This is a genomic window from Cryobacterium sp. M91 (assembly GCF_002929615.1).
GTDB classification, from domain to species: domain Bacteria; phylum Actinomycetota; class Actinomycetes; order Actinomycetales; family Microbacteriaceae; genus Cryobacterium; species Cryobacterium levicorallinum.
Genome location: NZ_PJJT01000075.1, coordinates 57,577 through 78,840, shown reverse-complemented (window position 1 = coordinate 78,840; position 21,264 = coordinate 57,577). Strand labels below are relative to the sequence as shown.

At 65.4% G+C, this 21,264-nt stretch carries 19 protein-coding genes; 14 read left to right on the top strand and 5 right to left on the bottom strand.

Annotated elements, in window-relative coordinates; genetic code table 11:
• The first annotated feature begins 111 nt into the window (after positions 1–111).
• Positions 112–1,116, top strand: coding sequence for a glucose-6-phosphate dehydrogenase (coenzyme-F420) (fgd, locus tag CXY80_RS05010; protein ID WP_092447914.1), 1,005 nt, complete (start codon positions 112–114; stop codon positions 1,114–1,116).
• A 22-nt stretch (positions 1,117–1,138) separates the two neighbouring features.
• On the opposite strand, the gene CXY80_RS05005 is transcribed toward fgd, so the two are convergent.
• Positions 1,139–2,521, bottom strand: a complete 1,383-nt coding sequence (locus CXY80_RS05005; protein WP_104131818.1) for a PLP-dependent aminotransferase family protein — start codon at positions 2,519–2,521, stop codon at positions 1,139–1,141.
• A 151-nt stretch (positions 2,522–2,672) separates the two neighbouring features.
• Here CXY80_RS05005 and CXY80_RS05000 point away from each other — a divergent pair, with 151 nt between their 5' ends.
• The 5 genes from CXY80_RS05000 (at position 2,673) to CXY80_RS04980 (ending at position 9,020) form a co-directional block, all read left to right on the top strand.
• A complete protein-coding gene (locus tag CXY80_RS05000; RefSeq protein WP_104131817.1) occupies positions 2,673–3,548 on the top strand; it encodes a nitrilase-related carbon-nitrogen hydrolase in 876 nt (291 codons plus the stop codon).
• A 96-nt stretch (positions 3,549–3,644) separates the two neighbouring features.
• Positions 3,645–5,063 carry a dihydropyrimidinase gene (hydA, locus tag CXY80_RS04995; RefSeq protein ID WP_104131816.1) on the top strand — a complete coding sequence of 473 codons (1,419 nt, stop codon included), beginning with the start codon at positions 3,645–3,647 and terminating at the stop codon, positions 5,061–5,063.
• 10 nt (positions 5,064–5,073) lie between these two features.
• Positions 5,074–6,090 carry a TIGR03842 family LLM class F420-dependent oxidoreductase gene (locus tag CXY80_RS04990; protein ID WP_104131815.1) on the top strand — a complete coding sequence of 339 codons (1,017 nt, stop codon included), beginning with the start codon at positions 5,074–5,076 and terminating at the stop codon, positions 6,088–6,090.
• Between the two features lie 45 nt (positions 6,091–6,135).
• Positions 6,136–7,491 carry an aspartate aminotransferase family protein gene (locus CXY80_RS04985; protein WP_092447909.1) on the top strand — a complete coding sequence of 452 codons (1,356 nt, stop codon included), beginning with the start codon at positions 6,136–6,138 and terminating at the stop codon, positions 7,489–7,491.
• Positions 7,492–7,520: 29 nt separating this feature from the next.
• A complete protein-coding gene (locus CXY80_RS04980; RefSeq protein ID WP_092447908.1) occupies positions 7,521–9,020 on the top strand; it encodes a CoA-acylating methylmalonate-semialdehyde dehydrogenase in 1,500 nt (499 codons plus the stop codon).
• 72 nt (positions 9,021–9,092) lie between these two features.
• On the opposite strand, the gene CXY80_RS04975 is transcribed toward CXY80_RS04980, so the two are convergent.
• Positions 9,093–10,007: a LysR family transcriptional regulator gene (locus CXY80_RS04975; RefSeq protein ID WP_104131814.1), complete on the bottom strand. Its 915-nt coding sequence runs from the start codon at positions 10,005–10,007 to the stop codon at positions 9,093–9,095.
• A gap of 507 nt (positions 10,008–10,514) precedes the next feature.
• Between CXY80_RS04975 and pyrE the strand changes: the two genes are divergently transcribed.
• Together pyrE and CXY80_RS04965 are read left to right on the top strand one after the other, a co-directional pair.
• On the top strand, positions 10,515–11,063 hold the full coding sequence (gene pyrE / locus CXY80_RS04970) for an orotate phosphoribosyltransferase (RefSeq protein WP_092447906.1): 549 nt from the start codon (positions 10,515–10,517) through the stop codon (positions 11,061–11,063).
• On the top strand, positions 11,063–12,157 hold the full coding sequence (locus CXY80_RS04965) for a hypothetical protein (RefSeq protein ID WP_104131813.1): 1,095 nt from the start codon (positions 11,063–11,065) through the stop codon (positions 12,155–12,157). The genes pyrE and CXY80_RS04965 overlap by 1 nt, the downstream gene beginning before the upstream one ends.
• A 5-nt stretch (positions 12,158–12,162) precedes the next feature.
• On the opposite strand, the gene CXY80_RS04960 is transcribed toward CXY80_RS04965, so the two are convergent.
• The gene (locus CXY80_RS04960; RefSeq protein WP_104131812.1) at positions 12,163–12,963 is read right to left on the bottom strand and encodes an HAD-IIA family hydrolase; all 801 of its coding nucleotides are present in this window, start codon (positions 12,961–12,963) and stop codon (positions 12,163–12,165) included.
• 146 nt (positions 12,964–13,109) lie between these two features.
• On the bottom strand, positions 13,110–13,754 hold the full coding sequence (locus CXY80_RS04955) for a metal-dependent transcriptional regulator (RefSeq protein ID WP_092447903.1): 645 nt from the start codon (positions 13,752–13,754) through the stop codon (positions 13,110–13,112).
• 307 nt (positions 13,755–14,061) lie between these two features.
• Here CXY80_RS04955 and CXY80_RS04950 point away from each other — a divergent pair, with 307 nt between their 5' ends.
• A complete protein-coding gene (locus CXY80_RS04950) occupies positions 14,062–15,780 on the top strand; it encodes a leucine-rich repeat protein (RefSeq protein ID WP_158251569.1) in 1,719 nt (572 codons plus the stop codon).
• A 107-nt stretch (positions 15,781–15,887) separates the two neighbouring features.
• Here the strand turns inward: CXY80_RS04950 and CXY80_RS04945 are convergent, their stop codons facing one another.
• Positions 15,888–17,159, bottom strand: coding sequence for an Nramp family divalent metal transporter (locus tag CXY80_RS04945; protein ID WP_092447901.1), 1,272 nt, complete (start codon positions 17,157–17,159; stop codon positions 15,888–15,890).
• Between the two features lie 77 nt (positions 17,160–17,236).
• Between CXY80_RS04945 and CXY80_RS04940 the strand changes: the two genes are divergently transcribed.
• From CXY80_RS04940 to CXY80_RS04920, 5 genes are all read left to right on the top strand, one after another.
• Positions 17,237–17,884 (top strand): TrmH family RNA methyltransferase, encoded by a 648-nt coding sequence (locus CXY80_RS04940; protein WP_092448179.1) that lies wholly within the window; start codon positions 17,237–17,239, stop codon positions 17,882–17,884.
• Positions 17,885–17,926: 42 nt separating this feature from the next.
• Positions 17,927–18,295 (top strand): nuclear transport factor 2 family protein, encoded by a 369-nt coding sequence (locus tag CXY80_RS04935; protein WP_092447900.1) that lies wholly within the window; start codon positions 17,927–17,929, stop codon positions 18,293–18,295.
• A gap of 159 nt (positions 18,296–18,454) precedes the next feature.
• Positions 18,455–18,940, top strand: a complete 486-nt coding sequence (locus CXY80_RS04930) for a DUF3151 domain-containing protein (protein ID WP_092447899.1) — start codon at positions 18,455–18,457, stop codon at positions 18,938–18,940.
• A complete protein-coding gene (locus tag CXY80_RS04925; RefSeq protein WP_104131810.1) occupies positions 18,941–20,227 on the top strand; it encodes an adenylosuccinate synthase in 1,287 nt (428 codons plus the stop codon).
• Between the two features lie 41 nt (positions 20,228–20,268).
• Positions 20,269–21,084 (top strand): GNAT family N-acetyltransferase, encoded by an 816-nt coding sequence (locus CXY80_RS04920; protein ID WP_104131809.1) that lies wholly within the window; start codon positions 20,269–20,271, stop codon positions 21,082–21,084.
• The last annotated feature ends 180 nt before the right edge of the window (positions 21,085–21,264 follow it).

Here is a 21,264-nt window from a genome sequence, read left to right as displayed (position 1 = left end):
AGGCAAGCTCAACCAATAAAATCTAATCGGTGGTCGTGAACACCGTATCAGGGGCGCAGAAAAAACAGGGCATAGCCTGAACAGGCTGAGTAACTCGACGAGGGAGAGCGCATGTTGAAGCTGGGGCTGAAGGCGTCGGCGGAGCAGTTCGCACCGCGAGAATTGGTCGAACTCGGTGTCATGGCCGAGGAACACGGGCTCGACAGCGTGACGGTGAGCGACCACTTTCAGCCCTGGCGGCACGAGGGCGGGCACGCGCCGTACGCCATGGCCTGGATGGCCGCGGTCGGCGAGCGCACGAAGCGGGTGCAGATCGGCACGTCGGTGATGACCCCCACCTTTCGCTACAACCCGGCCGTGATCGCCCAGGCCTTCGCCACCATGGGCTGCCTGTACCCCGGGCGCATCATGCTCGGCGTCGGAACCGGCGAAGCCCTCAACGAGATCGCCACCGGTTACCGGGGTGAGTGGCCCGAGTTCAAGGAACGCTTCGCCCGCCTGCGCGAGGCCGTCGACCTCATGCGCCAGCTCTGGACCGGCGAACGAACCGACTTCGACGGTGAGTACTACAGCGCGGTCGGTGCCACCCTGTACGACGTTCCGGATGCCCCGGTGCCGGTCTACATCGCGGCCGGCGGCCCCGTCGTGGCCCGTTACGCCGGCCGGGCGGGTGACGGCTTCATCTGCACCTCGGGCAAGGGCATGGAGCTCTACACCGACAAGCTGCTGCCGGCCGTGGCTGAGGGCCTCGAGAAGGTCGGGCGCCCGCAGGACGACATCGATCGCATGATCGAGATCAAGATCTCCTACGACACCGACCGGGACACCGCGCTCGAGAACACCAGGTTCTGGGCGCCACTGTCCCTCACCCCCGAACAGAAGCACTCCATCCAAGACCCGCTCGAGATGGAGGCCGCTGCCGACGCCCTGCCGATCGAACAGGTCGCCAAGCGCTGGATCGTGGCGTCCGACCCCGACGAGGCCGTCGCCTTGATCAAGCCCTACCTCGACGCGGGCCTCGACCACCTGGTCTTCCATGCCCCCGGCCATGACCAGAAGCGCTTCCTCGACCTGTTCGAGCGCGACCTGGCCCCCCGGCTGCGTCAGCTGGGCTGATCCGCGCGCTGGCCGAAGCCCGCTACGCCCAGCGCGCCCCGACCTCGTGCAGCGCGGAATCAGGCGGATGCGCCGCTGCGGCCAGGGCCTCGGCCACCGGCCGAATATCGTCGGGCAGGGCACCGGCGGTCACGCGAATGAACGCGGGACCGCCGGTGCTGGAAAGGTACGGGGTTGCGAGAAACGGCGAGCCGCCGGCCACCCGAATGCCGGAGGCGGCCAGGCGCACCATGGCGTCTCGTTCGTTTTGCACCGGCAGCCAGGTGTTGATACCGTCGGCCTGCACCACGTCGAGGCCGAACTCGCCCAGGGCATCGGCGAGGGCACGCTGCCGGGCGAAGTAGATGCGCCGGGCCTCGCTGATCTGCGCCATGCTCTCGCCGTTGGTGAGCAGGTCGTGCAAAATTGTCTGCAGCATGCGGCTGGTCCACCCCGGGCCGAGCATCCTGCGGGACACGATCGGGTCGATCAAAGCGGCCGGACCGCCGAGGGCGGCCATGCGGAGGTCGGGGCCGTGCGACTTCGAAAAGCTGCGCACGTGCAGGGTTCGTTCGGGCAGCCAGACGCCGAGACTCACATCGGGGGCGATGCTGATCTCGGCGGAGTGGTCGTCTTCGATCACGATGGTGTCGGCGCTGGCCGCCGTTGTGCGCAACAGGTGGGCGAGTTCCTCGGCCCGCTGCACGGTCATCGACGCGCCGGTGGGATTGTGCGCGCGCGGCTGCAGGAGCACGACGGCCGGACCGAGTTTGAGGGCTTCGGCGAAGTCGGCCGGAATGATGCCGTGCTCGTCGACGGCCACCGGCAGCCGCTCCAGCCCGAGCTGGTCGAGCAGGTCGAAGAACGGTGGGAACGACGGGTTCTCCACGATCACCCGGTCGCCGAAGCGAGCGACCGCATCGAGGCTGCGCGAGATGGCGTCGAGGGCACCGTCGACGATGGTGATCGTCTCCACCGGGTACGGCCACGAAGTCCGCAGTACCTCGAGCAGCTCCGGAATAATGGGCAGATCCTGATAGCTCGGCGTTTCCGCGCGCTGCGCTACCCGGGAGAGCGCCGGCCCCAGCGCCGGCAACAACCGCGGGTCTGGCGTGCCGTGGGAGAGGTCGAGGCGGGCCGGACCGACCGCGCCGATCATGGACTGGCTGCGGGCCGGCAACCACCTGGGCGCGGCATCCTGAACGAAGGTGCCGCCGCGACCACGCGACACGATCAGGCCGACCGCGGAGAGCGCCTGCCAAGCGTGGCTGACGGTCGCGGGGCTCACGCCGAGCTCGCCGGCCAGCAGGCGCACGGTGGGCAGGCGGTCGCCCGGTGCGAGGCGACCGGAGGCGATCAGCCGCCCGATGGCCGCGGCGATCCCCGCGGGGGTGCGCTGCTCAATTTCGTCGATAAAGTTCTGCATTGCCCTTGCCCCTGGGTGCGTTGGCCGACAGGATGATTAATGCGTGCGATACACAGAGAAACACATTTGAAATGTTTACGTCAAATAATAACAATACGAACAGCGCGGTTCGTTACGGTCATTGACTAACGAAGCAAGTGGAAGGCACAGCATGAGCAACGGCACCACCTCCGACACCAGAAACATCGTTCGAACGGCGATCACTCAGGCCACCTGGACCGGTGATGAAGAATCCATGATTCAGAAGCACGAGGGATTCGTGCGCACCGCGGCCGCCCAGGGCGTTCAGGTGATCTGCTTTCAGGAACTCTTTCACGGCCCCTACTTCGGCATCGTGCAGGACGCCAAGTACTACGACTACGCGCAGCCCGTTCCCGGCCCCATCGTCGAACGGTTTCAAAAGCTTGCGAGCGAGTACAACATGGTCATCGTCGTTCCGATGTACGAAGAAGAACAGCCCGGCGTGCTCTACAACACCGCCGCGGTCATCGATGCCGACGGAACCTATCTCGGCAAGTACCGCAAGCACCACATTCCGCACCTGCCCCAGTTCTGGGAAAAGTTCTACTTTCGCCCCGGCAACACCGACTACCCGGTGTTCGACACCAGGTACGGCAAGATCGGCGTCTATATTTGCTACGACCGCCACTTCCCGGAGGGCTGGCGGGCGCTCGGCCTGAACGGCGCGGAAATCGTGTTCAATCCCTCCGCGACCAAGCCCGGGCTGTCCAACCGGCTGTGGGAGCTCGAGCAGCCAGCCGCCGCGGTCGCCAACCAGTACTACGTCGGCGCGAACAACCGCATCGGCAACGAAGAGGCAGAGTTTGGCGACGAGGCCGTGACGTTTTACGGCAGCTCCTACTTCGTTGATCCCAAGGGCAACTACGTGGGCGAGCGGGCCTCGACCGACACCGAGGAGATCGTCGTGCGTGACCTCGACCTCGGCGTCATTCGCGAGGTGCGCCGCGACTGGCAGTTCTACCGCGACCGTCGCCCCGACTCGTACGCGCCCCTCGTCGCCCCTTAAAGCGCACGGCGCAGTTAAATCAGCACTGCGGAGGCTGCCGACCGACCCGGTCGGCAGGATCCGCTATCCCTGACACTTTTCAGCGAAGAGGATGCCATGAAGACTTTGATCAAGAACGGCACCGTGGTCAATGCCACGGGCCGAGGACTCGCCGATGTGCTGATCGACGGGGAGAAAATCGCTGCCGTGCTCGCGCCCGGCTCGAACCTGCTCGGCTTCGATGTGGCGGGCAATGTCGACCGCGTCATCGACGCCGGCGGCAAGTACGTCATTCCCGGCGGCATCGACGCCCACACCCACATGGAGATGCCGTTTGGCGGCACCCAGGCCAGCGACACCTTCGAAACCGGAACCCGCGCCGCCGCCTGGGGCGGCACCACGAGCATCGTCGACTTCGTCGTGCAGTACGCCGGCGAAAACGTGCTCGAGCGCTACGCCGCCTGGCAGCAGAAGGCTGCCGGCCAGTGCGCCATCGACTACGGCTTTCATCAGATTCTCAGTGAGGTGCAGGACAGCTCACTGACCGCCATGGACGAACTCGTCGCCGAGGGCGTCTCGAGTTTCAAGCTGTTCATGGCCTACAAGGGTGTCTTTCTCAGCGACGACGGCCAGATCGTCAAGGCCATGCAGCGCGCGGCCACCAACGGCAGCATGATCATGATGCACGCCGAGAACGGCAGCGTTATCGACCTGCTCGTACAGCAGGCCGTCGCCGCCGGCAATATCAGCCCGCTGTACCACGGCCTCACCCGGCCCTGGCAGGCCGAAGAAGAAGCCACGCACCGGGCGATCATGCTCGCCAACCTCACCGGTGCTCCTCTCTATATAGTTCACGTGTCTGCCAAGCAGGCCGTGGACCAGATCGCTCAGGCCAGGGACAACGGCCAGAATGTCTTCGGCGAGACCTGCCCGCAATACCTGTACCTCTCGCTCGAGGACAATCTCGGTGCTCCCGGGTTTGAGGGCGCGAAATGGGTGTGCTCGACGCCGCTGCGCGCCAAGGCCGAGGGCCACCAGCACCACATGTGGCAGAGCCTCGCCACGAACGACATCCAGATGGTCTCCACCGACCACTGCCCGTTCTGCATGAAGGGTCAGAAGGAGATGGGCCTGACCGACTTCTCTAAAATTCCCAACGGCATCGGGTCGGTCGAACACCGCATGGACCTGCTCTACCAGGGCGTGGTCGACGGCAAAATCTCGCTCGAACGCTGGGTCGAGGTCTGCTCGACCACCCCGGCGCGCATGTTCGGCATGTACGGCCAGAAGGGCGTGATTCAGCCGGGCGCCGACGGCGATGTGGTCATCTACGACCCGAACGGGCACACCTCGATTGGTGTCGATAAGACTCACCACATGAACATGGACTACTCCGCCTGGGAGGGCTACGAGATCGACGGCCACGTCGACACCGTCATCTCCCGCGGCAAGGTCGTCGTCGACGGCTTCGCCTATCTCGGCACCAAGGGTGACGGCCGGTATATCAAGCGCGGCCTGAGCCAGTATCTGATTTAAGGGGGAAGACATGGATTTCGGAGCAGTACTGCAGACCAACCCGCCGTCGGCGCGCACCGTGCAACTGGCCAAACTAGCCGAGGCCCACGGATTCAGTCACGTCTGGACCTTCGACTCGCATCTGCTCTGGCAGGAACCCTATGTGATCTACAGCCGTATCCTGGCCGAGACCAGCAAGATCATCGTCGGCCCCATGGTCACCAACCCGGCGACCCGCGACTGGACGGTGACGGCATCCACTTATGCAACTCTCAACGAGATGTACGGCAACCGCACCATCTGCGGCATCGGGCGCGGCGACTCGGCCGTGCGCACCACGAATGGCGCGCCGACCACGCTGAAGACCCTGCGCGAGTCGATCCATGTCATTCGGGAGCTTGCCAACTCCCGCCCGGTCGAATACAACGGGGCCACGGTGCAGTTTCCGTGGAGCCGCGGATCGAGCCTCGAGGTCTGGGTCGCCGCCTACGGTCCGCTCGCGCTCAAACTCACCGGCGAGGTCGGCGACGGCTTCATTCTGCAGATGGCCGACCTCGACGTCGCCAAGTGGATGATCGAGAGCGTGCGCACCGCAGCCTCCAACGCCGGGCGCGACCCGATGGCGATCAAATTCTGCGTCGCCGCCCCCGCCTATGTCGGTTCGGACTGGGAACACATGCGCAACCAGTGCCGCTGGTTCGGCGGAATGGTCGGCAACCACGTGGCCGACATCGTGGCCAAGTACGGCACCGATTCCAACGTTCCCGCGGCCCTCACCGACTACATCAAAAACCGTGAGGGCTACGACTACAACCAGCACGGCAAGGCGGGCAACGAGCACGCCGCGTTCGTGCCCGACGAGATCGTCGACCGATTCTGCCTGCTCGGCACCGCGAAAGACCACATCGAGAAGCTCGAGGCACTCAGAGACCTCGGCGTCGACCAGTTCGCCAGCTATCTGCAGCACGACAACAAGGAAGAAACGATGCGCGTCTACGGCGAAACCGTGATTCCGGCCATGACCGATTCCATCATGGCCACAAAATAGCATTTTCATCTCCACCATCACCGACCCAGAAAGCCAGCGATATACGTGACTGACACCAGCACACACACCGTCCCTCCCGCAGCCACCGGCGAGGCGCCGAGCCTCAATGCGCGCACGAGCGAACTCGACCGGGCGCACGTCTTCCATTCCTGGTCGGCGCAGGCGGCGCTGAAGCCGCTCGTCATCGCTGGCGGGCTGGGCTGTCGCGTCTGGGACCACGATGGTCGCAGGTATCTTGACTTTTCGAGTCAGTTGGTGAACGTGAATATCGGCCACCAGCATCCGTCGGTACTGAAAGCCATCACCGAGCAGGCCGCTCTGCTGACCACCATTGCGCCGTCGACGGCGAACCTGGCCCGCGGCGAAGCAGCCCAGCGCATCACCGATCGCGCCCCCGCCGGGTTCAACAAGGTCTTCTTCACCAACGGGGGAGCGGATGCGAATGAAAACGCCATGCGCATGGCCCGCCTGCACACCGGCCGCGACAAGGTGCTCTCCCTTTATAAGTCGTATCACGGCAACACCGGGGCGGCCGTGGTCGCCACCGGCGACTGGCGCCGCATTCCCAACGAGTACGCGCGCGGCCACGTGCACTTCTTCGGGCCGTTCCTCTACCGCAGCGAATTCTGGGCGAGCAGCGAAGAGGAGGAATGCGCCCGCGCGCTGCACCACCTCGAACGTGTCATCCAGGGTGAGGGTGTGGCCTCGGTTGCCGCTATTCTGCTCGAGTCGATTCCCGGCACCGCCGGAATCATGATGCCGCCGGTCGGCTACCTGCCCGGGGTACGCGCGCTCTGCGACAAGTACGGCATCATGCTGATCCTCGACGAGGTCATGTGCGGCTTCGGGCGCACGGGCAACTGGTTCGCTTTTCAGGCCTATGACGTCGTGCCCGACCTGATCACCTTCGCCAAGGGCGTCAACTCCGGCTATGTACCGACCGGAGGCGTGATCATCTCCGATGCCATCGCGGCAACCTTCAACGAGACGGTCTTTCCCGGCGGACTCACCTACAGCGGGCATCCGCTCGCCATGGCGTCGATCGTCGGTGCGCTGGATGCGATGGCCGACGAGGGCATCGTGGAGAACGCGGCCCGCATCGGGCGGGACGTGCTCGAGCCTGGGCTGAAAGCCCTGCAGGTCAAGCACCCGATTATCGGCGAGGTGCGCGGGGTCGGCGTGTTCTGGGCGCTCGAACTCGTCGCCGACCCGGCAACTCGCGAGCCGGTGAGCGGCGCCGTCATGGCCCGCGTCAAGGCCGAGCTGCTCGGGCGCGGCCTGCTGCCTTTCCTCATGGAGAACCGCATCCACGTCGTTCCGCCGTGCGTCGTGACCGACGTCGAAGTTGCCGAGGCGCTCGCCATCTACGACGAGGTGCTCAGCCTCGACCTGCTTTCCTAACCGCAGTCAACCCTGAAGGACGTTTCACCATGACCGACACCCCCACCATTCAGCACTACATCGACGGCGCAGCTGCCGCCGGCACCTCCACCCGCACCGCGCCGGTTTACAACCCGGCCACCGGCAAAGTCGCCAAGAACGTATTGCTCGCGAGCACGGCCGATCTCGACGCTGCCGTCGCGGTCGCCCAGGCCGCCTACCCGGCCTGGCGCGACATGAGCCAGGCTCGCCGCCAGACCATCATGTTCAATTTCCGCGAACTGCTCAACGCGCGCAAGGGCGACCTGGCCGAAATTCTCACGGCCGAACACGGCAAGGTCACCTCCGATGCGCTCGGTGAGATCATTCGCGGCCTCGAGGTCGTAGAATTCGCGCTCGGCATGCCGCACCTCTCCAAGGGCGAGTACTCCGAGAACGTCTCGACCGGCGTCGACGTCTACACGCTGCGCCAGCCGCTCGGCGTGGTCGGTATCATCAGCCCGTTCAACTTTCCGGCGATGGTGCCGCTCTGGTACTTCCCGATCGCCATCGCGGCCGGCAACACCGTCGTGCTCAAGCCGAGCGAAAAGGACCCGTCAGCGTCGAACTGGCTCGCCGAGCTGTTCACCGAGGCCGGCCTGCCCGCCGGTGTGCTCAACGTGGTGCACGGCGACAAGGAAGCCGTCGACGCGCTGCTCGTGCACCCCGACGTGCAGGCGATCTCGTTCGTCGGCTCCACGCCGATCGCCCGCTACATCTATGAGACCGCGGCCAAGCACGGCAAGCGCGTGCAGTCCCTCGGTGGCGCCAAGAACCACATGCTCGTGCTGCCCGATGCCGACCTCGACCTGGCAGCGGATGCCGGCGTCAACGCCGGGTTCGGATCCGCCGGTGAGCGCTGCATGGCCATCAGCGTCATCGTGGCCGTCGAGCCCGTCGCCGACGAGCTCATCGCGAAGATCGCCGAGCGCGTCAAGGGCCTCACGGTCGGTGACGGCACGCGCGGCTGCGACATGGGCCCGCTGATCACCAAGGTGCACCGCGACAAGGTCGCCGGCTACATTGACATCGCCACGGCGGACGGTGCCGACGTCGTCATCGACGGTCGTGACATCGAGGTTGATGGAGACGCCGACGGCTTCTGGCTCGGCCCGACCCTGTTCGACAAGGTCAGCGTGGACTCCGCCGTGTACCTCGACGAAATCTTCGGACCGGTGCTGTCGATCGTGCGCGTCGCCAGCTACCAGGAGGGCCTCGACCTCATCAACGCGAGCCAGTACGGCAACGGCACCGCGATCTTCACCAACGACGGCGGGGCCGCTCGTCGGTTCCAGAACGAGGTGCAGGTCGGCATGGTCGGCATCAACGTACCGATTCCGGTTCCGGTGGCGTACCACTCCTTCGGCGGCTGGAAGAACTCGCTGTTCGGCGACGCGAAGGCCTACGGCCCCGCCGGCGTCAACTTCTTCACGAGAGAGAAGGCGGTCACGAGCCGTTGGCTCGACCCGAGCCATGGAGGAATCAACCTGGGCTTCCCCCAGAACCACTAGTTCCTCCCCGCGAGAGCGCAAAAAGTGCCCGATTGGAACCTCCAATCGGGCACTTTTTGCGCTCTCGGCGGCCTAGTGGGCGGTGTGGGACTGCTGCACCCTCGCGGCCTCGGATTGCAGGGCTTCTATTACGGTGCGCACGGCCAGGCGCTCGGCTCGGTCGGGGCGCATGAGGGCCACGATTTGGCGCTCGGATTCGATTCCGCGCAGGGGCTTCAGCACGAGGCGGCCGGGCTGGCCGCCGCCGGAGGTGTAACGCGGCACCAGCGCGATGCCGAGCCCGGCGATCACGAATGATTCGATCAGGGCGAGGTCGGCGAACCGCTGCGACATCGACAGCCGCGCGCCCGCCTCCTGCTCGATCGCGTGCAGAATGCGCTCGAACGGATACCCGTCGGTCACGCCGATCCAGGTCTCGCCGATCAGGTCGCTCGGACGCACCCAGGCGCGATCTTCAAGCGGATGCCCCACCGGCAGCCCCACATCCAGCGGCTCGGTCATCAGCGGCACCACTTTCAGGCCGCGACCGGCCCAGGAAAGCTGCCCACTCATCGAGTGGGCCAGCACGATGTCGTACTCTGCTGTGAACGCGGGAAAGTCGCTCAGTTCGGGGTCTTCGTCGGCGCAATTGAGCACGAGGCCGGGCCTCAGGTGCTGGATCACGCCGGGCAGCAGCATCTGGCCGGCGGTGGGAAAGGTGACGAGGCTGACTTCGCCGGTGGCGAGGTTCCGAAATTCGTCCCAGAGGGCGGTCGCCTTCGCGAGTGACACCGCGACATCCGTTGCGCTGCGGGCGAGCGCACGGCCGGCGTCGGTGAGCACGAGGCCGCGACCCTGACGCTGGGTGAGCGGCAGACCGGCTTCGCGTTCGAGCACCTTGAGCTGTTGGGAGACCGCCGAGGGGGTGCGGTGGGTGGCCAGGGCGACCGCTGTGACGCTGCCGCGGTCGGCGAGTTCGCGGAGTAGTTCGAGTCGTTGCACGTCCATGTAGTTAGCCTAAACAGTTCATGCAACATAAAGCGATTGTGCTGCACGGTTGTTGATGGTCTACTAAAAGAGTCATACACGAGCAATGTCGCCTCCGTGCCGGGCCACTCCATCTCCTCTGAAAGGCACCTCGTGTTCATCCTCATCTCACTCCTGTCCGTTGCCGTTGTCTCCATCGCCGCCCTCGTCGTTGAGGTTCGCCGCGATGGCTACCGTCAGGTCGAGCGTCGCAACCTGGTGCGCGCCTTCTAACTCCCACCGCTTCTCCACTTCACTTCACTTCCCGCTCTCGCGTGAGGTTGAGGGGTTGGCGCGAGCATCCGCCCCTCGTAGGGCCGTTTGTGAAACCGAGCCATCTGCGTCCTCACTGGCTGCGTTTGTGCACTCCTTCATGGGGATCGGCGGGGCAGGGTCACCTGCTCCTCGAGCAAAAATTCGCAACCCCGCAGGAAACCCCGCCCCGCCTTGTCTCCTGGGGGCTGTGAGCCATGCTCTAAACTGGCGAGCGTGACTGATACGCGGCAGAAACTCATCGACTTCATCTCGGCCGAGGCCGTTTTTCACGGCGACTTCGTTCTCACGAGCGGCAAGAAGGCCACGTACTACGTGGACATGCGCCGGGTGAGCCTTGACCATCGGGTCGCCCCGCTCATCGGGCAGGTCATGCTCGACCTGATTCAGGACGTTCCCGACGTCGTCGCCGTCGGCGGCATGACCATGGGCGCTGACCCGATCGCCGCCGCCGTCATGCACCAGGGCGTTGCCCGCGGCGCGAGCTACGACGCGTTCGTCGTGCGCAAGGAACCGAAGGACCACGGACGGGGCCGCCAGGTCGAGGGCCCCGAACTCGCCGGCAAGCGCGTGATCGTGCTCGAAGACACTTCGACGACCGGGGGGTCGCCCCTCGCCGCCATCGAAGCCCTGCTCAAGATCGGCGCTGAGATCGCCGGCGTCGCCGTCGTGGTCGATCGCAACACCGGTGCCCGTGAAGTGATCGAAGCCGCCGGTTACCCCTATTTTGCCGCGATCTCCCTTGAGGACCTGGGGCTGAACTAGTGGCGCCAGACGACGACGAGCTCGGAATCGCCTGGCTCGCGTCGCAGCTCGGCAAGCCCGTCGGCGAGTCGGGTGCGGAATCCGGTGCCGACTCGCTGGTGGCGTCCGGTGCTGACGATGCGGATGCCGCCGCTCCCATTGTTCCGGTCGCGCCCGTTTCGGACGAGCTCGGGCGAAGAGGCCACCGCGCCGCTGAGGCACAGGCCGAACCGGTTGCCGCCGTCGAGCCGGCGCCCGTCGCCCCCGAAGTCCCGGCAGCGACCGTCGACCTGCCCAGTTCTGAAACGGATGCTGGTCCGCAGGGCCCGGCGGGGAGCATCCGCTCTCAGTCCGGTGAGGACTTCGGCGATCAGCCGACCGAGCTGCTGACTGCGCCGGGCACGTGCGGTGCCACCGAGTCTGAGGCCAGCGGTGCTGCGGCCGCCACGACCGTCATCGTCGGCGCCGCGACCCCGATCGCGGCGCCGACAGCTGCCGAGCCGCCGAGCCGCCACCGCTCCCGGCGGGGTACCGGCGGTGCCCGCCAGGCCAGCCTGGTCTGGACCGCCGTCGGACTGCTCGCGGCCATCGTTCTCGCTGGACTGTTCTATCTAGGCCAACGGCTCGTCGCGAGCCCGGTTCCGGTAGCCGCGCCCACCCAATCCGCTTCGCCCACACCGACACCAACTCCCACGCCGACTCCGACGCCGGAGATTACCGCGGTACAGCTGGCCGGCGTGCACGAGTGGAATACCCTGTTCGGCGGGGAATGCCTCGAACCCTACGGCTCGCCGTGGGAAGAAGACTTCACGGTCGTCGATTGCGCGGCCTCGCATACGGCTCAGCTGGTGTTCCGCGGCGACTTCGGCGGCGACGCGACCACGGCCTTTCCAGGCGAAGCCGCACTGGCCGCGCAGATCAACCTACTGTGCACGAGCCCCGGAATTCTGGACCTGAACGCCGCCGGCGCCTACCCGAACCTGCAGATGCAGGGCAGCTATCCGATCACCGAAGACCAGTGGACCGACGAGCCACGCAACTTCTACTGCTTCGCCAGCCGGGCCTCGGCTGAGCCGCTCAGCATGAGCATCATGGGAGCCGGACCCGGAGTCTGAGCGGCCTAGAGCTCGTCGCTCTCGATCAGTTCGGTCACGAGCAGCTCGTGCACACCAGCCACGATCTCGTCTGGCCGGAACGGGTACCGGTTGATCTCGGCCTCGTCGCTTATGCCGGTCATCACGAGAATCGTGTGCAGACCAGCCTCGATGCCGGCGACAATGTCGGTGTCCATCCGGTCGCCGATCATGCCGGTGTTCTCGGAGTGCGCGCCGATCTTGTTCATCGCGGAACGGAACATCATGGGGTTGGGCTTGCCGACGACATAGGGTTCCATGCCGGTGGCCTTGGTGATCAGCGCCGCAATTGCCCCGGTCGCTGGCATCGGGCCGTCTTTGCTCGGTCCGGTGGCATCCGGATTCGTCGCGATGAACCGTGCGCCGCCCAGAATTAGCCGAATCGCCTTGGTGATGGCCTCGAACGAATAGTTGCGCGTCTCACCAACCACGACATAGTCGGGAGCGGTTTCGGTCATTATAAAGCCGGCCTCGTGCAGGGCAGTGGTGATTCCGGCCTCGCCGATCACGAACGCCGTGCCACCAGGCATCTGCGATTTAAGAAAGTCTGCCGTCGCGAGCGCCGAGGTCCAGATGCGGTCCTCCGGCACGTTCAGCCCGCTCGAACGCAGCCGGGCGCTCAGGTCACGCGGCGTGAAAATGGAGTTATTGGTGAGCACCAGAAACGGGGTGCCAGAATCCGTCCACTGCTGCAGCAGTTCGGAGGCCCCGGGGAGGGCCTCATTCTCGTGCACGAGCACACCGTCCATGTCGGTGAGCCAGCATTCGATTTCGTCGCGTCGTGCCATCGGGCGCTCCTTCATGTCGACTCTCAGCCTAGCTGCGCGAGGTTTCGCCTCGGTTACATCTCAGGCAATAAAGCGGATGCTGCGGCCCCACCCGAAATCGCCCGTGCCGGCACGACGGCCGAAACTGCCGAAAGCTGGCTAGTGCCTCAGGCGGTGACCCAGATGGACGCGGCAGCAGCTGGCGTGATCAGCCGGCTCTGGCCATCCGCTAACACGATGGTCAGTGGCGCCGCGAGGGTGAATGCGGTGCCTGGTCCGATCAGGTCAGCTGCGAGTTCGCGCAGCACTGCGGGGTCGCGGTCGCTGATGCGCAGCACGACTCCGGCGTGCCCGACCGCGGCCTCGGCCAGCAGCGCCGACGGCTCCCGCACGACGGAGCCGTCGGCGGCCGGAATGGGATCGCCGTGCGGATCGTGCGCTGGAAACCCGAGCCGGGCGTTGATCGCTTCGAGCAGGCGATCCGAGATGGAGTGCTCGAGAATTTCGGCTTCGTCGTGTACCTGGTCCCAGTCGTAGCCCATTTCGCCGACCAGCCAGGTTTCGATCAGGCGATGCCGGCGCACGACCGCCGTTGCTCGTAGCCGGCCGGCATCCGTCAGCGCCAGCGGCCCGTAGGGAACGTGGGTGATCAGCCCGCTCGCGGCGAGCTTCTTCACCATTTCGGTAACGGATGACGGCGCCACTCCCAGTCGCACGGCCAGCGCCGACGGGGTGATCAGGTCGCTCTGCCACTCGGTGTGGGAGTAGATGGTCTTGAGGTAGTCCTCGGCGGCGCCGGTCGTGTAGGTCATTTCTCTTCAGGGTAGCAAGTTGGCTGACGGGGAAGCCAGTGCCAGGCGAGTCGATGCCGTCGGCCAACACGCGAGTGCTACCGAAGCTGCCGGTGGGCACGTTGTGGGCTGGAATCCGGGCGATCTCGGCACTGGGATCTCGGCACTGGGATTTCGGCACTGGTTTTCTGCACAAATTGACACAGAGGGGGGGGGTGAAGGGGCAATGCACACCATACGATCAGAATTCGGCGTCTCGCCGAGAAATTGCTGTGCACGACGGGCTCTGCCGGAGTGACAGGGGATGGGTTAGCTAATGGAGGTCGCAGTGCGCAGGTTTTTTTCGGTTCCGCGAGGTAATTCGTCGCGGGTGGTGGCGGCATCCGTTGCGGCAGCGCTGATTCTGGGCTCGGTACTGGTCGCGGCTCCCGCGCAGGCAGCGATGACCGACCTGACCATAGATGACGTCGTTTACGCATTCGACGATGCAACGATGAGTGCAACAGCGACGTACTACGAAGGCTCCGCGACTACGCTCGCGTTTCCCGAGAGTTTCCCGGGTGCGTACGCGCCCTATACCCTCACCGCCATTGGCGCGAACGCCTTTCAATTCGCCTCGTTGACCTCGGTGACCCTCCCCGAGGGGCTGCTCACCATTGGTGCGGCAGCCTTCCAATATGCCTCGTTGACCTCGGTAACCCTGCCCGAGGGGCTGCGCACCATTGGTGACAGCGCGTTTTACGGCACAATCTTGGGTGCGTCTGTTGCCATTCCGGCGTCGGTGACCAGTATCGGAAACTACGCTTTCTCCGGCAACAATATGACCGGCGTCACCTTTCAGGAGGAGGGGGCTCTCGCCACTATCGGCACCGGTGCTTTTTCCTATAACGAATTCACTTCCATTAGCATTCCGGGGTCCGTGACCGAAATTGGCAACGATGCATTCGACCACAACCTATTCCTGACCGAGGTGACTCTGAATGAGGGGCTGGAGACGCTCGGCAACTGGGTCTTTGCCCACGCCAATATCCCGTCAGTCGTCATTCCTTCGACGGTTACGAGCCTGGGGCAGGGTGTCTTCTATAACAACACGTCGCTGGCGTCGGTGACGTTTGCCGGCCGCGCGCCCACGTCTTGGGCAGCTCCCGGAAGCAGCGCGTCGCTGGGCGAATCCAACGCGTTGGTCGTTAGCTACCTGGCTGAGTGGGGCTTCGAAATCGTCGGAGACGGCGGGTTCACCCACCCGACTTGGAAGGGCCACAACACCGCGCTCTACGTGGCCGAAGTGCTTGACCCGACCGTGACGTTTGAGCTGAACGGGCACGGCACCGCCGTGAACGCCCAGTCGGTGAGTGCTGGGGATTCAGCAGTTCGTCCAGATGATCCGTCGGAATCGGGCTGGTTGTTCAGCGGCTGGTACAGCGATGCAGAAGTTCTCCAGGTTCCGTTCGACTTCGGTACGCCAGTGACCGCCGATGTGACCGCGTATGCGAAATGGACGGCAGTGGTCGATGCCCCGACCGACACCCCGACCGACACCCCGACCGACACCCCGACCGACACCCCGACCGATAACCCTGTTGCCGCCGCGCTGACCCTTGACCTCGACCTGGCTATCGGCGATGTCGTGGCCGGCTCCACGGTCACCGTCTCGGCAGTGGGGTTGCTGGCAGAGTCCGCCTACACGGTGGTCGTGCGTTCGACCCCGGTCACGATCGCGTTTGGATCCGCCAGCCTCGACGGTACTGTCACCGGCACGGGCGTCATGCCCGCCGGGATGGAAGCCGGCGCGCACACCGTCACGTTCAGCGGAACGGCTGCCGACGGCAGCGCTCTCAGCAGCGTCGTGTACTTCACTGTTGGCGCCGGGGGCATTGTGACCTATCTGTCATCCGTTGAAGCGGATGCTGCCTCCGCGGTTACGGCTGCTGCCGCGGCTTCCCTGGCTTCGACTGGCTTCGCTGGTGCGCCGCTCGGCGTCGCCGCGCTGCTGCTGCTGGTAGCCGGAGCCGCGCTCGTCGTTCGGCGTCGTCGGGTCGCCGCGTAGGGCATCCGCCTGTTGCGGCCGTCACCTCGCCAATTGGGCGGGTGGCGGCCGTTTTATTGCGGTCGGCGAACTCGAGCAACGGGAGGCGCCGACACGTTGGCCGACCGTTACGCTCCGGTGAAGACGAGTACGAGCAGCACCACGTTGAGGGCGACCAGCGCCAGCGCGCACACCACACCGGCGGCGGTCGTGAACCAGCGGTTGGTGAACGTACCGAGCAGGCCGCGCTGCGCGGTCAGCCAGACCAGCGGAATCAGCGCGAACGGAATGCCGAACGAGAGCACCACCTGGCTGAGCACGAGCGCCTGGGTGGGGTCGAATCCGACGCCCAGAATGAGCAGAGCCGGAATCAGCGTGACCAGCCGTCGAAGCAGGAGCGGAATGCGCACGTGCAGCAGGCCGTGCATAATCTCGGCCCCGGCATAGGCGCCGACCGAGGTTGAGGCGAGCCCCGACGCGAGCAGTCCCACCGCAAACAGCGTCGCGACGATCGGTCCAAGCGTGTCCTTGAGCGCCGCATAGGCTCCCTCGAGCGTGTCGGTTCCGTCCACACCCTGCAAAGCGGATGCTGCGAGCAGCAGAATCGCCAGATTCACTGTTCCGGCGATGGCCATCGCGATCGTGACGTCCCATTTCGTGGCCCAGAGCAGGCGGCGGGTCGCGACCACGCCCTGCCATTCCGGGAATCGGTCGCGGGTGAGCGAGGAGTGCGCATAGATGGCGTGCGGCATGATCGTCGCGCCGAGAATGGACGCGGCGAGCAGCACCGAGTTGCTGCCCTCGAAGCGCGGAACCAGACCGTCGAGAACGCCGCCGGCATCGGGCGGGGAGACGAAGACGCCGGCCGTGAAACCGATGGTGATAATGAGCATGAGCATGATGATGACGCGTTCGAAAATGCGCGGTCCCCGCCGCGAGTGCACCATGAGCACGATCATCGAGATGGTTCCGGTGATCACGCCGCCCCAGATCAGCGGCAGGTTGAACAGCAAGTTGAGGGCGACGGCGCCGCCGATGATCTCGGCGAGGTCGGTGGCCATGGCGACGAGTTCGGCCTGAATCCAATAGAGCCGCCGCGCGGTGGGCCGTTTCATGCGCACCCCGAGAATCTCGGGGAGGCTCTGCCCGGTGACGATCCCAAGCTTGGCCGAGAGGTACTGAATGAGCCAGGCCATCACGTTGCCAGCCACGACCACCCAGACCAGCAGATAGCCGTAACGGGCTCCGGCGGTCATATTGCTCGCGACATTGCCCGGGTCGAGATAGGCGACCCCGGCGACGAGGGCCGGTCCGAGCAGCCACAGCAGGCGGCTGGAGGCGACCGTGGTGGGAGCCTGGGCGAGCACGCGATCGGGAGCGGGGGCATCCGTTTTAGACATGCCGAAACCCTAGCCGAAATTTAGGCACACCGAAAGCCCGAATCTGGGTTCGGCCGGCGGGTTACGGTTAAGCAGTGATCGAACCAGCCGCCCCCACCTTCGCCGTCGACAGCTCTTCCTCCGAACGCTCCACCTACGGGGTCGGCCCGTGGCCGGGGGAGTGGCCGAGCGAAGACCGGTACGACGCCGAGCTGCTCGAGCACGGCGACACCCGCAACGTGATCGACCGGTATCGCTACTGGAATATGGCCGCGATTGTGGCTGACCTGGATGAGCACCGGCATCCGTTTCACGTGGCGATTGAAAACTGGCAGCATGACATGAACATCGGTTCGATCGTGCGCAGCGCCAACGCGTTCGGCGCCGACACCGTGCACATTATCGGGCGCAAACGCTGGAACAAGCGCGGTGCCATGGTTACCGACCGCTACCAGCATGTGCTGCACCACACGGATGTCGCCGCGTTCGTGCAATGGTGTGCCGCAGAGGCGCTGCCGGTGATCGCGATCGACAACGTGCCAGGAAGCGTCATCATCGAGACCTTCAGCTTCCCAGAGCGCTGCGTGCTTCTGTTCGGCCAGGAGGGCCCCGGACTGTCGGAGCAGGCCATCGCCGCCGCGGAATCCATCGTCGAAATCAGCCAGTTCGGGTCGACCCGCTCGATCAACGCCTCGGCCGCCGCGGCCGTCACCATGCATTCCTGGGTGGTTCAGCACCGGTTCTGATTTTTCCTTCATTCGGTGACGGTTTGGGGCTAGCGTGACGGTATGACTGCGATCACTGATGATCTACCCGCCCGCCTGCTGCACGAAGAAAACGCCGGATGGGAGGCCATTCTGGGCGGTACGGGCGGCGCCTACTACCAGCGCGAAATGACCGACGACGGGTTGATGATCGTGCCGGGCGCTGTCATCACGCGCGACCAAGTCACCGCCTACTTTGATCAGGCGGCGCCGTGGGAGAGCTACGGCATTCACGAACCCGCCATCATTCGCCTCGGCGAGCACGCCGGTGTCGTCGTCTACAAAGCAATTGCCCGGCGCGGTGAGGTGGTGGCCGAACTGAACATGTCGACCACCTATCTGTTCGTCAACGGTGGCTGGCGCGTCGCGGCCCGGCAGCAGTGCCCAGCGTAGCCTGGCCCATCCGTTCAGCAGTCTGGCGTGCATGAGCGCGCCCAATGAGGGTGCTCGCTACGGTAACCGAACGTAGCGCCCACCGATATCGGGCGCGGTCACGAGACAGGGGCGGCAGCGCACCGAAAGCGGCGGCCTGCGGTCTTGGTAGGATTCAGTGTGACCGGCGACAATTTGATTTCAGAGCCCGAGACCCTTCTTCCCGCGGAACCGGAGGTGCTCGAGGCCCTTCGCCGAACCGCGTGGAGCGAGATCGCCGCTGTGGTGCAGGTGCACCCGACGTCGCCGCTGGCCTGGGCTGAGCTGGCCGATGCCACCCATTCCGAGGGCCGTGTGCTCGAGTCGTACGCCTATGCTCGGGTCGGTTATCACCGCGGACTCGACGCCCTGCGCAAGGCCGGCTGGCGCGGCCACGGCCCCATTCCGTGGCGCCACGAACCCAACCGCGGGGTGCTTCGCGCCCTGTTCGCGCTGCGCCGCGGTGCCGAAGAGATCGGTGAGGCCGACGAGGTCATCCGTCTCACCGCTTTTTTGACGGATGCCGATGCGAGCGCCATTGACATCATCGGAGCCCGTTACACCGGCAGCCCCGGCTTCGACCCGGCGCCGCCGACCGAAGCCTTTGTTATTCGAGGAGAAGACTAAATGCCCGCGATCGTACTCATCGGAGCCCAGTGGGGCGACGAGGGCAAGGGCAAGGCCACCGACCTGCTCGGTAGCCGGGTCGACTATGTCGTCAAGTTCAACGGCGGCAACAACGCCGGACACACCGTTGTCATCGGTGATGAGAAGTATGCGCTGCACCTGCTGCCGTCGGGCATCCTGAGCCCCGGAGTGACCCCGGTCATCGCGAACGGCGTGGTCGTCGACGTCGAGGTGCTGTTTGAAGAGCTCGACGCGCTGATGGAGCGCGGTGTCGACGTCTCCCGGCTCAAGGTCAGCCTGAACGCGCACGTCATCACGGCGTACCACCGCACCCTCGACAAGGTCACCGAGCGTTTTCTCGGAAAACGCCAGATCGGCACCACCGGGCGCGGCATCGGCCCGGCGTACGCCGACAAAATCAACCGCGTCGGCATCCGCGTGCAGGACCTGTTCGACGAGAACATTTTGCGCCAGAAGGTCGAGGGCGCCCTGGACCAGAAGAACCACATGCTGGTCAAGGTGTACAACCGTCGTGCCATCGAGGCCGAGGAGATCGTCACCGAGCTGCTCAGTTACGCCGAACGCCTGCGCCCGATGGTCACCGACACCGCGTTGCTGCTGCACCAGGCACTGATGGCCGGCAAGACCGTCTTGTTCGAGGGGGGCCAGGCCACCATGCTCGACGTCGACCACGGCACCTACCCCTTTGTTACGTCGTCGAACGCCACCTCGGGCGGCGCGGTGACCGGTTCCGGTATCGCACCCAACCGCATCGACCGCGTCATCGCCGTGGTCAAGGCGTACACGACCCGCGTCGGCAGCGGGCCGTTCCCGACCGAGCTGTTCGACGAGTCCGGCGAGTACCTGCGCGCCAACGGTTTCGAGTTCGGCACCACGACCGGTCGTCCGCGTCGCTGCGGCTGGTACGACGCCCCGATCGCCCGGTACACCGCCCGCATCAACGGTGTCACCGACTTCGTGCTCACCAAGCTCGACGTGCTCACCGGCCTGGCCGAGATTCCGGTCTGCGTGGCTTACTCGGTCGACGGCGTGCGCGTCGACGAGGTGCCCGTCTCGCAGAGCGACTTTCACCACGCCGTGCCGATCTACGAGAACTTACCCGGTTGGACCGAGGACATCACCGGTGTGCGCACGTTCGAGGAGCTGCCGCAGGCCGCGCAGAACTACGTGCTCGCGCTCGAAGCCATGAGCGGATCGCGCATGTCGGCGATCGGCGTCGGCCCGGGCCGTGAAGCCATCGTGGTGCGGCACGACCTGATCGACTAAAGCCGCTACCCGTTTCGGGGTTGACCTGCCACACTGGGCGGGTGACCGCCCTGAGACCCCATTCCCTGACCCTGACAGGTCGTTTTGTGCAGCTGCAACCGCTCGGCAGCGCGGTGCTTCCCGACCTGCACCGCGCCATCGCTCGCCCCGAGGTGTTCGCCGCCGGCTTCGGCGGTGGCCCGGCATCGTTGCACCGGGACGTTGACGGGTTTATCCAATGGGCCGACACCTACTTTCAGTGGGAGAGTCTGCCCTACGTGGTGCGCCTGCTCGGCGGCGCACACGACGGCGACGTCGTCGGCACCACGACCCTCGGCGACATCGATGTCGTCAACGAGTCGGTTCACCTCGGCTGGACCGCCTACGACCCCCGCGTCTGGGGCACCGCCGTCAACGCGGAAACCAAGCTGCTCGTGCTCGGCACCGCCTTCGACAATGGTTTCGGCCGGGTCAAAATTCAAGCGGATGCCATCAACGAGCGTTCCCGCGCCGCCATCCTCGGTATCGGAGCCACCTTTGAAGGCATCCTCCGCCGGGATCGCCCCCGCGCCGACGGCACCTGGCGGGACAGCGCGGTCTATTCGATCCTCGCCGATGAGTGGCCGGCCGTTCGCGCCGGACTCGAGGCCCGCCTGGGCGCGTTCGAGTCCCGGTTCGTGTCCTATCGGAGCCTGCGCAAGGCCGGGCCGGGCGGCACGATCAGCGGCGGTGGCCCGCAGAGCGGCGTGCGCAGCGGCGTGAACGGCGGGAGCGCGCCGGATCTGCCGGAGGCGGCGCCCGGAGCCGCGCCGGGTTCGACCCGTGCGGCGGCCGGTTTTGACGCGGAACGAAATGCCGGGGCCGATACCTCGCAGTAGTGGCCTGGGGGCGTTCGTGCTCTCCACGAGGTGCTCGGCGCGCTGAAAATCGCACGGGCGAGCGTCGGCACCGGAGGGGCCGTTCATAACTGCGGAGATTCTCATCTGGAGCCGCTGAATACGGGCTGAATTGGACCTATTCTGGCGAAATCTCCGCAGTTCTGGCGGCCATTGCGAGTA

Bases quoted from the DNA above. Each gene is read 5' to 3' on its own strand.
- fgd (WP_092447914.1), top strand. From the start codon at position 112: ATGTTGAAGCTGGGGCTGAAGGCGTCGGCGGAGCAGTTCGCACCGCGA.
- CXY80_RS05005 (WP_104131818.1), bottom strand. From the start codon at position 2,521: ATGCAGAACTTTATCGACGAAATTGAGCAGCGCACCCCCGCGGGGATC.
- CXY80_RS05000 (WP_104131817.1), top strand. From the start codon at position 2,673: ATGAGCAACGGCACCACCTCCGACACCAGAAACATCGTTCGAACGGCG.
- hydA (WP_104131816.1), top strand. From the start codon at position 3,645: ATGAAGACTTTGATCAAGAACGGCACCGTGGTCAATGCCACGGGCCGA.
- CXY80_RS04990 (WP_104131815.1), top strand. From the start codon at position 5,074: ATGGATTTCGGAGCAGTACTGCAGACCAACCCGCCGTCGGCGCGCACC.
- CXY80_RS04980 (WP_092447908.1), top strand. From the start codon at position 7,521: ATGACCGACACCCCCACCATTCAGCACTACATCGACGGCGCAGCTGCC.
- CXY80_RS04975 (WP_104131814.1), bottom strand. From the start codon at position 10,007: ATGGACGTGCAACGACTCGAACTACTCCGCGAACTCGCCGACCGCGGC.
- CXY80_RS04960 (WP_104131812.1), bottom strand. From the start codon at position 12,963: ATGGCACGACGCGACGAAATCGAATGCTGGCTCACCGACATGGACGGT.
- CXY80_RS04955 (WP_092447903.1), bottom strand. From the start codon at position 13,754: ATGACCTACACGACCGGCGCCGCCGAGGACTACCTCAAGACCATCTAC.
- CXY80_RS04945 (WP_092447901.1), bottom strand. From the start codon at position 17,159: ATGTCTAAAACGGATGCCCCCGCTCCCGATCGCGTGCTCGCCCAGGCT.
- CXY80_RS04935 (WP_092447900.1), top strand. From the start codon at position 17,927: ATGACTGCGATCACTGATGATCTACCCGCCCGCCTGCTGCACGAAGAA.
- CXY80_RS04925 (WP_104131810.1), top strand. From the start codon at position 18,941: ATGCCCGCGATCGTACTCATCGGAGCCCAGTGGGGCGACGAGGGCAAG.